The organism is Kineococcus anabasis, from assembly GCF_054590795.1.
Genome location: NZ_BAAIHU010000001.1, coordinates 31,230 through 43,469 on the forward strand (window position 1 = coordinate 31,230; position 12,240 = coordinate 43,469).

A 12,240-nucleotide genomic window follows, 5' to 3' on the forward strand; every position below is an offset into this window, starting at 1 on the left:
CCGCTGTGTGTGCCTTCCGCGTGGTGTCCCGGGGGCGTTGCCCCGGTCCGCGTCCGGCAACCCTCCATCGGCCGGTCGCTGCGCTGCGTTAGGAAAGGTGACTCGTAGTTACTCCGATCGGGTGAGGGCAGTTCGGGGCGGTGTGACGGGCCGTGGCGCCGGGACCCCCGCCGTACGCTGCGCACCGCCCGCCGAACCCGCCCCGCCGAGCACGCAGGAGGACCCGCTGCCCCGCCACGACCCCCACCCGCCCGGCGGCGGCCGGCACCCCGCAACGGCCCCGGACCCGCGTCCGGACCCGCCCCCGAGCCCGCCCCCGGGCCCGCCCAGGGGCCCGGACCCGGCAGCGCTCCTGGCGTCCCTGCGCGGGGACTGCGAGGCCTGCTCCGCCCTGTGCTGCACCGTCCTGCCGTTCACGGCCTCCGCCGACTTCCCCGTCGACAAGCCCGCCGGCACCCCCTGCCGCCACCTGACCACCGGTCACCGCTGCGGGATCCACGGTGAGCTGCGCGCACGCGGGTACACCGGCTGCACGGTGTTCGACTGCTACGGCGCCGGGCAGCGCGTCACCCGCGACACCTCCACCGCGCCGTCCACGGCGCCGTCCACCGCACCCTCCACGGCGCGGTCCACCACGTCCCCGCCCGACGTCGCCGCGCTCTTCGCCGCGCAGCGCCGGCTGCACGAGCTGCTCTTCCACCTCGCCCAGGCGCTGCTGCTCGACGTCCCCGCCCTGCACCCCGAGGTGCGCCGCGCCCTCGCCGGCGTGCAGCGGCTGGTGGACACCGTGTCGGCGGGCGGGGAGCTGCCGGACGTCGCGCCGCACCACGCCCGGGTGGGCGAGCTGCTCGCCCGGGTCAGCGCCCGGGCGCGCGCCGCGGTCCCCGGCTCCCGCTCGCTGCGCGGCGCCGACCTCGCCGGTGCCCGCCTGCGCGGCGCGGACCTGCGCGGCGCGGACCTGCGCGGCGCCTGGCTGCTGGGCGCGGACCTGCGCGGCGCGGACCTGCGCCTGGCGGACCTGCTCGGGGCGGACCTGCGCGGCGCCCGGCTGGAGGGTGCGGAGCTGTCCACGAGCCTGTTCTGCGCCCGCCCCCAGCTCGCCGCCGCCACCGGCGACGCGACCACCCGGGTGCCCGCGCACCTGGAGGCGCCCGCGCACTGGGGCGCGGCCTCCCGGCCCGTCGCGCTGCCCGACCCGGCCGTGCGGCGGGGCAGGCCCCGGCGCCCCGGCCCCGGCGGGCGCGCGCGCCGGCGCCGTCCCTGATCGGCGGGGGCGGGCGCCCGCCCGGGAACCCGGAGGCCCCGCCCGCGGGCGGCACGTAGACTCGCACCCGTCATGCCGCAGCCGGGGAGTCGTGCACCGCAGGGCAGCCCACCGGGCGGCCCCCGCACCAGCCGTCGCCCGACGGCCCGCCAGGAGGCCCGCGACCGCCGCGGCACCCCCGGGCGGGGCCCGGCCTCCGCGGGGCACCGCCCCGCCACCCTCCCCGACGACTCGCGCGCCGCCGACCTCGCCGCCCGCCTCACCGGCTGCACCCTCGGCGACGAGCAGCGCCTGCTCCGCCGCCTGCACGCCCTCTCCGGCCAGCGCGACCCGCAGCGCTTCGAGGAACAGCTCAGCGCCATCACCGCCGACGTCGAGCGCGCCGAGGCGCGGCTGCAGGCACGACGGGCCGCCGTGCCCGTCCTGTCCTACCCGCCGGAGCTGCCCGTCAGCCAGGACAAGGACCGCATCGCCGAGGCCCTGCGCGAGCACCAGGTCGTCGTCGTGGCGGGGGAGACCGGCTCCGGCAAGACCACCCAGCTGCCCAAGATCTGCCTGGAGCTCGGCCGGGGGGTGCGCGGCACCATCGGGCACACCCAGCCGCGGCGCATCGCCGCCCGCGCGGTCGCCGAGCGCGTCGCCGAGGAGACCGGATCCGAGCTCGGCGGGGCCGTCGGCTACGCGGTGCGCTTCACCGACCAGGTGGGCGAGAACACGCTCGTGAAGGTCATGACCGACGGCATCCTGCTGGCCGAGATCCAGCGCGACCGGGAGCTGCGCCGCTACGACACGATCATCCTCGACGAGGCCCACGAGCGGAGCCTCAACATCGACTTCCTCCTCGGCTACCTCGCCCAGCTCCTGCCGCGCCGGCCCGACCTCAAGCTCGTCATCACCTCCGCCACCATCGAGACCGAGCGCTTCTCCGCCGCGTTCGGCGGCGCGCCCGTGCTGGAGGTCTCCGGGCGCACCTACCCCGTGGAGGTCCGCTACCGCCCCCTGCTGGCGGCGGAGGCGGAGGAGCAGGACGAGGAGGACGACGACGAGGACGACGACGGCGTCGGGCACGCCCCCGAGGACGCCCTCGCCGCGCGCGACAGCGACCGCGACCAGAGCGAGGGGATCGTCGACGCGGTGCGCGAGCTCGCCGCCGAGGGCCCCGGCGACATCCTCGTCTTCCTCTCCGGGGAGCGGGAGATCCGTGAGACCGCCGACGCGCTGCAGCCGCTGCTGCGGGAGCGGCAGTTCACGGGCACCGAGGTCCTGCCGCTCTTCGCGCGGCTGTCCGCCGCCGAGCAGCACCGCGTGTTCTCCCGCTCGGCGCACCGCCGGATCGTGCTGTCCACCAACGTCGCCGAGACCTCCCTCACCGTGCCCGGCATCCGCTACGTCGTCGACGCCGGCACCGCCCGCATCTCCCGCTACAGCCACCGCACGAAGGTCCAGCGCCTGCCGGTGGAGCGCATCTCCCAGGCGTCGGCGAACCAGCGCGCCGGCCGCTGCGGCCGCGTCGCCGAGGGCGTCTGCATCCGGCTGTACTCCGAGAAGGACTTCCTCTCCCGGCCCGAGTACACCGACCCGGAGATCCTGCGCACCAACCTCGCCGCCGTCATCCTGCAGATGACCTCCCTCGGCCTCGGGGACATCGCCGCCTTCCCCTTCGTGCAGCCACCGGAGAAGCGCGCCGTCACCGACGGCGTCCACCTGCTGCAGGAGCTCGGCGCGCTGGAGCCCGGCACCACCAGCGGCGTGCCGCGCCTCACCCCGGTCGGGCGGGACCTCGCCCGCCTGCCCATCGACCCCCGCCTGGCCCGCATGGTGCTGGAGGGTTCCCGCAACGGCTGCCTGCACGACGTCCTCGTCGTCGTCGCCGCCCTGTCCGTGCAGGACCCCCGCGAGCGCCCGCACGAGCAGAAGCAGCAGGCCGCGCAGTCCCACGCGCGCTTCCGCCACGAGCAGTCCGACTTCCTCACGTACCTCAACCTGTGGTGGTACCTCAAGCGGCAGCAGCGGGACCTGTCCTCCTCCGCGTTCCGGCGCCGCTGCAAGCAGGAGTTCCTGCACGTCCTGCGGGTGCGCGAGTGGCAGGACACCTTCGAGCAGCTGCGCCGCGTCGCGCGGGACCTGAAGCTGGACGTGAGCGTCCCGGAGATCCCCGAGCTCCCCGAGGAGCGGGCCGGCGCCGCGGGGAGCGGCTCGGAGGCCGTCACCGCCGCGTCGGTGGACGCCGACGGCCTGCACCGCTCCCTGCTGGCCGGGCTGCTCGCGAACATCGGGATGAAGGAGCTGCCCACCAAGGGCACGCGCACCGTCACCCGGCCGCAGACGGAGTACCTCGGTGCGCGCGGCGCGCGGTTCGCGCTGTTCCCCGGCTCCTCCCTCGGCCGGCAGCAGCCCGCGTGGGTGGTGGCCGCCGAGCTCGTGGAGACCTCCCGGCTGTGGGCGCGGGTCGTCGCCACCATCGACCCGCGCTGGGTGGAGCCGCTCGCCGAGCACGTCGTGAAACGGCAGTACTCCGAGCCGCACTGGGAGCGCCGCCGCGCCGCCGTCGTCGCCACCGAGCGCGTCACCCTCTACGGGGTGCCGATCGTGCCCGGCCGCACCGTCGCCTACGGCCGCATCGACCCGGAGCTCTCGCGCGAGCTGTTCCTCCGGCACGCCCTCGTGGAGGGGGACTGGGAGACCCGGCACGAGTTCTTCGCCCGCAACCGCGAGCTGCTGGAGGAGGCGGAGGAGCTGGAGCACCGCGCCCGCCGCCGCGACATCGTCGTCGACGACGAGACGCTGTTCCGCTTCTACGACGCGCGCGTCCCCGCCGACGTCGTCTCCGGCAGGCACTTCGACTCCTGGTGGAAGCGCACCCGCCGCGAGCAGCCGGAGCTGCTGACGTTCGACCCCGCGATGCTGGTGGCCGAGGGCGCCGGCACCGTCCGCGAGGAGGACTACCCCGACCTGTGGTGGCAGGGCGACCTCGCGCTGCGCCTGACGTACCAGTTCGAGCCCGGCAGCGCCGCCGACGGCGTCACCGTGCACGTGCCGCTGGGGGTCGTCAACCGCCTCGACGCCGACGACCTCGCCTGGCAGGTGCCCGGCCTGCGCCAGGACCTCGTCACCGCGCTCATCCGCTCCCTGCCCAAGGCGCTGCGGGTGAACTTCGTGCCCGCCCCCGACTGCGCCGCCGCGGTGCTGCGCCGCCTGCGCCCGCACACCGAACCGCTCACCGCGGCGCTGGCGCGGGAGCTGCCGCGCCTGGGCAGCGGCGTGGAGCTGTACGAGGACGACTTCGAGGTGGAGAAGGTCCCCGGCCACCTGCGCATGACGTTCCGCGTCCTCGACGACTCCCCGGACGCCGCGGAGGGCACCGTGCTCGCCGAGGGCAAGGACTTCGCCGCGCTGCGCGCCTCGCTGGCCGAGCAGGTGCAGGAGACGCTGGAGGAGGCCTCCGACGAGCTGCAGCGCAGCGGCGCCACGAGCTGGGCGGAGCTGCCCGAGGAGATCCCCGCCACGCACACCTCCACCCGTGCCGGCGTGGAGGTCACCGGCTTCCCGGCGCTCGTCGACGAGGGGGACGCCGTCGGCGTCCGGACCTTCCCCACCGCCGCCGAGGCCGAGCGGGCGATGTGGCGCGGCACCCGGCGCCTGCTGCTGCTCACGCTGCCCTCCCCGGCGCGGGCCCTGCAGGCCGACCTGCCCAACGACGCCAAGCTGCTCCTGGCCCGCGCCCCGCACGGCAGCGCAGCCGCCGTGCTGGAGGACTGCGTCACCTGCTCGGTGGACTCCCTGCTGGCCGCCGCCGGTGGGCCCGTCCGCACCCGGGAGGGGTTCGCCGAGCTCGCCGCGCGCGTGCGCGCCGGGCTCCCGCAGCGCGCCGCCGAGACCCTGCAGCGCACGATGCGCGTGCTCACCGCCGCCGCGGAGGTCGAACGGGCGCTCTCCCGCACCACCAGCCTCGCGGTCCTGCCGTCCCTGTCTGACGTGCGCACCCAGCTCTCCGACCTCGTCGGCCCCGGGTTCGTCACCGCCGCCGGCCACGACCGGCTGCCCGACCTGCTGCGGTACCTGCGTGGTGCCCAGCGGCGCCTGGAGGCGCTGCCCGCCAACCCCCAGCGGGACCGGGTGCGGATGGCTGAGCTCGCGCGCGTGCGGGCCTCCTACGACGCCGTGCGCGCCCGCTCCGGCGACTGGGACGACGTGCCCGAGGGCGTGCGGCGCGTGCGCTGGATGCTGGAGGAGCTGCGCATCTCCAAGTTCGCCCAGCAGGTCGGCACCGCGCACCCCGTCTCGGAGGAGCGGGTCCTCAAAGCGCTGGCCGAGCTCGGCTGAGCCCTGCCGCGGCCCGCCGCTGCCCGCCGAGACCCGGAGATGGGCGGGGTCGGGGGTGCTTGTGCCCACCGAAACCCGGAGATGGGCGGGGAGCGGCCGCGCTGGTCAGCTCACGTACTGCCGGGCCGTGGAGGCCTCCTGGGCCGCCTCGAGCGCCCGGAAGCGGGCCTCGGCGTGCTCGGGCAGCACCCGCCGCTCCCGCACCACCCACGGCGCGCCCCGCACCGCGTCGAGCACCGCGAGCGCGGAGACGCGGTCCCGGGGCACGGTGCGCAGCAGGAACGCCGTGCGCCGCAGCGCCACCGGGGCCGGGCGGCGCAGCCACGTGAACCACAGGGTGTTGCGGATGCCGTCGCGGCGGCGGCGGTGGGCGTCGCGCAGCACGGACGCCTGGTGGTGGACCACCATGTCCTGGACGTGGCACAGCTCCCAGCCGGCGGCGGCGAGGTCGGCGGCCATGAGCTCCTCCTCCCCGCCCAGCCAGAGCCGCTCGGAGAACCCGCCGATCCGCAGGAACGCGTCGCGGCGCACCACGGAGGCCCCCGCCAGGAAGCTGCCCAGCGCCGGGCCGGGCAGCCCGGGGGCGCCGCGCACGGGCGACTCGCGCAGTTCGGCGTTGATGGGGTCGTCGATCCCGCCGGGCTCCACGAGGATCGTCGCGGTGAGCACCGCCACGCGGGGGTCGGCGTCCAGGACGTCCGCGGCCAGGCGCAGCGACCCCGGCTCCCACCAGGTGTCGTCGTCGCAGAACGCCACGTAGGGGGTGTGCGCGGAGGCCACGCCGATGTTGCGCGCCACCGCGCCCTCGTTGCGGTGCAGGGTGATGACGTCGAGGCGGTCGGCGCCAGGGGACCCCGCGGGGTGCTGGGCGCGCAGCGCGGCGCTCGTGCCGTCGGTGGAGGCGTTGTCCAGGACGATGACGCGCGGGCGCTCCGGCAGGGCCAGCAGCCTGCGCACCGCCAGCAGGGCCTCCTCCCGGCGCTGCCAGGTGATGACGACCACGGTCACCCGGTGATCGGGCGGGCCGTCGAGCGGCTGCTCCGGCCACGGGGCCCGCTGCGGCCCGGTGAACTGCCCGGGAACCCGGCCCGCCCGCTGTCCTGCCCCCGACCCCGTCCCGGACCCCGTCCCCGGCTCCCCGTCCACGGCCTGCTCAGGCAACGCCGCCTCCTACGGCCGCCAGGACCCGCAGCCTGCGCTCGACCTCGGGGTCGTTGACCCGGCGCATCCGCAGCGCCCGCGGCAGCATGCGCAGGGCCTCCACGGCGCCGGCCCGCTCCGGGCCCCCCGCCTGCAGCCGCCACGCCGTGCTGCGGGCGGCCGAGGCCACCGGCCGGCGCATCCAGGCGGTGAGCACGATGTTGCGGTGGATGCGCCGGGCGCGCACCGCGGCGCTGGAGCGCGCGGGGGAGGGGTGGTGGTGGGCCACCAGGGAGTCCACGTAGGCCAGGCCCCACCCGGCGCCCACGAGGTCGTAGGCGACGCGCTCCTCCTCCCCGGCGAAGAAGTTCACCTCGTCGAACCCGCCGACGGCGAGGAAGGCGTCGCGGCGCAGCACGCTCGCGCAGGCCACGAAGCCCAGCACGTCCGGCCCGGGGAGGTCCGGCGCCCTGCCCCACGGCGCGGCGGCCATCTGCGCGCAGATCGGGTCCAGCTCCTCCTGCGGCCCCACGAGGATGCGGGCGGCCAGCAGTGCCGTGCGCGGGTGCGCGTCGAACAGCTCCACCGCGCGGCCCAGGGCTCCCGGCTCCCACCAGGAGTCGTCGTCGGCGAAGGCCACCAGCGGGGTGCGGGCGGCCTCCACGCCGAGGTTGCGCGCGGTCGCGCCCAGGTTGCGGCCCGGCTGCAGCAGCCGCAGCCCCGGCTCCCCGGCCTCCTGCCGGCGGCGGGCCTCGGCGCGGACGACGTCCAGGGAGCCGTCGGTGGAGCCGTTGTCCACCACCACGACCGGGGCCTCGTGGCGGTGCAGGGTGGCGCGCAGGTCGGCGGCGCGGTCACGCGTGGCCACGACGACGCTCACGCGGTGGGCGGGCGCGGAGGAGGGCGCGGGTTCGGGCACGTGCGCAGACGCTAGCGCCCCGCGTCCCGCCGGGCGCGGCGGCACGGCGGGTGCTTGACTGCGCCGGAACCGGGGCGGTCCCGGGGCAGGTGCACACGTCCGGCGGCCCGGTGCGCGGCCGGCGGGACACGGAGGAGGGGACGTGACGGGAACGACCATCGCCGGGACGCTCGGGGCCCGCACCACCAGGCGCGCGGTCGTCACGGGCGGCGCGGGTTTCCTCGGTTCCCACCTGTGCGAGGCGCTGCTGGACGCGGGGGTGGAGGTCGTCTGCCTTGACAGCTTCCTCACCGGCGGCCCGGCCAACGTCGAGCACCTCCTGCAGCGTGACGGCTTCCGCCTGCAGCGCTGCGACATCACCGACTTCGTGCACGTCCCGGGCGAGGTCGACCTGGTGCTGCACTTCGCCTCCCCGGCCTCGCCGGTGGACTACCTCAAGCTGCCGCTGCAGACGCTGAAGGTGGGTGCGACGGGCACCTGGCACGCCCTGGGCCTGGCCAAGGACAAGGGCGCGCGGTTCGTGCTGGCCTCCACCTCCGAGGTGTACGGCGACCCGCAGGTGCACCCGCAGCCGGAGACGTACTGGGGCCACGTGAACCCCATCGGCCCGCGCGGGGTGTACGACGAGGCCAAGCGCTACGCGGAGGCGCTGACGACGGCGTACCGGGCCACCCACGGCGTCGACACCGCCATCGTGCGGATCTTCAACACCTACGGCCCGCGCATGCGCCCCCACGACGGCCGGGCGATCCCCACCTTCATCCGGCAGGCGCTGGCCGGACAGCCGCTGACGGTGGCCGGGGACGGGGAGCAGACCCGCTCGATCTGCTACGTCGACGACCTGGTCGCCGGCATCCTCGCCCTCGCCCGCTCCGGGGAGCCGGGGCCGGTGAACATCGGCAACCCCACCGAGCTGAGCGTGCTGCGCATCGCGCAGGACGTGATCGCCGCGACGGGTTCGTCCTCGGAGATCCGGTTCGTGCACCGGCCCGTGGACGACCCGCAGGTGCGCCGGCCCGACACGACGCTGGCGAGCACCCTGCTCGGGTGGGAACCGCGCGTGCCGTGGGAGGAGGGTCTGGCCCGCACCGTCGCCTGGTTCCGCGCCAACGTCCCGGACGGTGCCGTCGACCTCACCGAAGGCAGCAAGGCCCTTACGTAGGGTGAAGGCCCGGGCGTAGACTGCGGACCTCTCGGGGCCCGCCGTCCGAAGAAGGTCGTCATGCAGCACGCCCGGGTCGCAGCCGCCGCCGTCCTCGGCACCGTCCTCGCCTGCGCGGGCGCCACCTCCGCGCCCGCCGCCCCACCGGGGAGCGTCCCGCCGGCCGCGGTGACGTCGCACACGGCCCTCCTGAGGTGCGGCGACGTCGTGACCGCCAGCGTCCGGCTCGCCGCCGACCTCGTCTGCCCCGACGGCCGCGGCCTCACCGTCGCCGCCGACGGGGTCGACGTGAACCTCAACGGTCACACCCTCACCGGAGCCGGCACCGACGGGGACTGGGAGGAGCACGTCGGCATCCGCGTCGACGCCGAGGACGTCACCATCCGCAACGGGCGGCTGAGGAACTGGGGTGTCGGCGTGCGCGCCGGCGTCGTCGACGGCCCGGAGACCCCTGTCGCCTCCGCCGTCCTGCGCGGGCTGCTGCTCGAGGGGAACCGCTGGGGCGCCGTCGCCCACCCCGGTGCGGCGCTGGCGCTCGACCGCTCCCGGCTCGTCGGCAACCTGGTGACCGGCGCCGCGATGTGGGGCGGGACCCTGCGCGTGGAGAACTCCACCGCCGACCGCAACGGCAACGGTTTCCTCGTCTTCGGCGCCGCCCCCCGGCAGGAGGCGTTCGTGCTGCGCGACAGCAGGGTGCTGCGCTCCGGCGAGGCGGGCGTGTCCTGCTTCACGTCCGCCGGGACGATCCTGATCGAGCGCAGCCTGCTGCAGCGCAACCAGTTCGGCTACGACGACTACGGCTGCCGGTGGTGGACGGTGCGCGACTCGGTGTTCCAGTGGAACACCTGGCACGTGGCGGGGGACCTCTTCGCGCCCAACTACACGATCGAGTGCACGACGTTCCTGCCGCGCTCGCGCCCGATCGACCTGCCCGTCCTGCCCTGCGCGTGAGCGCGTGGACCGCGGTCCGGCCCTTACGCAGCGTGACGAGCTGGGCGTAGGCTGCGGACCGCCCGAGGCCCGCCGTCCAGGAGGTCGCCATGCCAGGTGCGCGCAGAGCCGTCGCGGCCCACGTGCTCGCAGCCCTGTCCTGCGCGGTGTTCGTCCTCGCCGGCGCCGCCCCGGGCTCCGCCGCGCCACCCGGCCCGGCGGAGCAGGTACCCGCCGGCGCCCCGCGGGCGGACTTCTTGCGCTGCGGGGACGTCCTGCTGCGCAGCGTGCGACTGGCCGCGGACCTCACCTGCCCCGCGGGCCGGGGGATCGTCGTCGCGGCCGACGGCGTGGACGTCAACCTCAACGGCCACACCCTCACCGGCCCCGGTGCCGGTGAGGCGGGCACCCCGGCGCCGCACGTCGGCCTCGACGTCCGCGGCCGGGGCGTGACGGTCCGCAACGGCACGGTCGCGGCATGGGGCTACGGCGTACGGGTCGGGGCGGACAGCGGTGACGGCGGGGGTGAGCCGCCGACCGGCGCCGTGCTGCGCGGGCTGCGCCTGCAGGAGAACCGCTGGGGCACCCTCGCCGGTGCCGGTGCGGCGGTCACCGTGGAGGACTCCTGGCTGGTCGGCAACACCCTGGCCGGCGCGACGGTGTGGGGCGGCAGGCTGCTCGTGCAGCGCACCACCGCGGACCGCAACTTCATCGGGCTGCTGGTCATGGGCACCGATCCGGTGGACGGCGGTTTCGTGCTGCGCGACAGCGTCGTGCGCCGATCCACCGAGGCGGGGGTGGACTGCTCCTCACCCGTGGCACGGATCCTCATCGAGCGCACCACCCTGCAGCGCAACTTCAGGGGCTACGACGACCACCACTGCGGGTGGTGGACGGTCCGGAACTCCGCGTTCCTGTGGAACTCCTGGCACGTCGGGGGGGAGGTCGACACCCGCACCCCGAGGTACACGCTGGAGTGCGTGCGCTTCATCCCCCGCGACAGGCTCGGCGACATCCCGGTGCCGCCCTGCCCGTGAGACCCGGTGCCCCGTGCCGCAACGGCACGGAGCACCGGGTCGGCTCAGCGCGAGCCGGCCGGGTTCTGCGCCATCCGCCGCGCGTGCGCCGACAGCAGGTCCGCCGTCGGGCTGGGGTACACCACGCGGTGCCCGTCGTAGTCCGGGTACAGCGCACCGCTGTCCTCGCGGCCGGTGAGGATCCAGAACTGGTCCCCGTTGCCGCCGTCCTCCACCGCCGCCGTCCACGCCGCGAACGCCTGGTCGGTGACCTCGGTGATGCCGTACTCCTCCAGCACGACGGGCTTGGCGACGGCGGGGTGGTCGACGTGGTCGCGGATGTACCTCGTGCCCCACTCGATGCGCTGCGCCTTGGTCAGCCCGCCCATCCAGTAGTCGGGGTAGAGGTGCAGCGTGCCGTAGTCCACCGCGGGCAGGTTCGTCAGGTCCGCCCACCGCGCGCCCTCGTACGCGGAGTACGGGTACTCGGGGTGGTCGGGGATGCCGAGGAAACCCTCGTCGCCGACCGCGACGAGCTGGTCCTTCGCGAGCTTCTTCACGTAGCGGGACGTGCGGTCCGCCCAGGCGAGCAGCGTGCGGCCGCTCTTGTCGCTGCGGCAGCGCGGCTCGTTGGCCAGCTCCCACGTCATGACGGTCGGGTCGTCGGTGTACCGCAGGCCGGTGTAGCGGTTCCTGCGGGTCAGCAGGTGCCGAACCCACGCCCGGAAGCACCGCTCGATCTCGGGGTCGGTGTAGAACAGGTCGTGGTTGGCCTCGTCCTCCGCGGCCGCGAGGTCCAGGCCGCGGAACCACTGCAGGTACTGCGGCATGCCGCCGTAGTCCTTCCAGTTGTTCGTCAGCGGCAGCACCAGGCGCAGGCCGAGCTCCCCGGCCCTGGCGACGGTGTGGTCGAGGCTGTCGAACGCCGCCTCGTCGTAGACGAACGGCTCCGGCTGCAGCGCCTTCTCCGTGCGCTCGGTGCCGTCCGCGAACGCCCACGCGCGCACCACGCGCAGCCCCATCGCGGCGGCGTCGTTCAGGACGCTGTCGATCATGTAGTGCGACTTCTGGTGCAGGTAGTAGCAGTTCGTGCCGGCGAAACGCCACGGCGCGCCGTCGACGGTGAGGTGCACGCCCTGGACGCCCACGAACGAGCGGTTCCGGCGCGGCTGCGGGCCGCGCCCGGGTGCCGCGGTGGCGGGCGGGGCCGCGGCCGCGGCGGCCGCCGCGGCCGTCCCCGCGGTGCCGAGGAAGAGCGCGCGGCGGCTCAGGGCCGCGGGGGAGCGGCGCGTCGGGTCGAGGGCGGGGTGCTGCGGTGCCATGGAGGGCCTCATCGTCGTCGATGTCCCGGTGCCCGCGCGCAGGCGTGCACCGCCCCGCCTGCGCGGTGGCCGACGGATCGTAGGCAGAGCCGCGCGATGACAGCAATACCGGTTCAGTAGATTCCGCGCGGAAACTCCGAGCGTGCACCGCCGGTCACACGCCG

The 12,240-nt window shown here is 75.8% G+C and carries 8 protein-coding genes; 5 read left to right on the forward strand and 3 right to left on the reverse strand.

The genetic code is table 11. From position 1 onward, the window contains the following. Positions 1-121 precede the first annotated feature (121 nt). Positions 122-1,264, forward strand: a complete 1,143-nt coding sequence (locus ACYQBY_RS00135) for a pentapeptide repeat-containing protein (protein ID WP_459641789.1) — start codon at positions 122-124, stop codon at positions 1,262-1,264. Between the two features lie 72 nt (positions 1,265-1,336). Beyond that, positions 1,337-5,587, forward strand: a complete 4,251-nt coding sequence (gene hrpA / locus ACYQBY_RS00140) for an ATP-dependent RNA helicase HrpA (RefSeq protein WP_459641790.1) — start codon at positions 1,337-1,339, stop codon at positions 5,585-5,587. A 105-nt stretch (positions 5,588-5,692) separates the two neighbouring features. Here hrpA and ACYQBY_RS00145 read toward each other — a convergent pair whose 3' ends face one another. Beyond that, the gene (locus ACYQBY_RS00145; RefSeq protein WP_459642418.1) at positions 5,693-6,595 is read right to left on the reverse strand and encodes a glycosyltransferase family 2 protein; all 903 of its coding nucleotides are present in this window, start codon (positions 6,593-6,595) and stop codon (positions 5,693-5,695) included. Positions 6,596-6,740: 145 nt separating this feature from the next. Then, positions 6,741-7,646, reverse strand: coding sequence for a glycosyltransferase family 2 protein (locus ACYQBY_RS00150; RefSeq protein ID WP_459641791.1), 906 nt, complete (start codon positions 7,644-7,646; stop codon positions 6,741-6,743). A gap of 142 nt (positions 7,647-7,788) precedes the next feature. On the opposite strand from ACYQBY_RS00150, the gene ACYQBY_RS00155 reads away from it, so the two are divergent. From ACYQBY_RS00155 to ACYQBY_RS00165, 3 genes are all read left to right on the forward strand, one after another. Next, positions 7,789-8,808, forward strand: a complete 1,020-nt coding sequence (locus ACYQBY_RS00155; protein ID WP_459641792.1) for a UDP-glucuronic acid decarboxylase family protein — start codon at positions 7,789-7,791, stop codon at positions 8,806-8,808. 60 nt (positions 8,809-8,868) lie between these two features. Next, on the forward strand, positions 8,869-9,759 hold the full coding sequence (locus ACYQBY_RS00160; protein WP_459641793.1) for a right-handed parallel beta-helix repeat-containing protein: 891 nt from the start codon (positions 8,869-8,871) through the stop codon (positions 9,757-9,759). 89 nt (positions 9,760-9,848) lie between these two features. Beyond that, positions 9,849-10,775, forward strand: a complete 927-nt coding sequence (locus ACYQBY_RS00165; protein WP_459641794.1) for a right-handed parallel beta-helix repeat-containing protein — start codon at positions 9,849-9,851, stop codon at positions 10,773-10,775. A 44-nt stretch (positions 10,776-10,819) separates the two neighbouring features. Here the strand turns inward: ACYQBY_RS00165 and ACYQBY_RS00170 are convergent, their stop codons facing one another. Then, positions 10,820-12,076 (reverse strand): glycoside hydrolase 5 family protein, encoded by a 1,257-nt coding sequence (locus tag ACYQBY_RS00170; RefSeq protein WP_459641795.1) that lies wholly within the window; start codon positions 12,074-12,076, stop codon positions 10,820-10,822. Between the last annotated feature and the right edge of the window lie 164 nt (positions 12,077-12,240).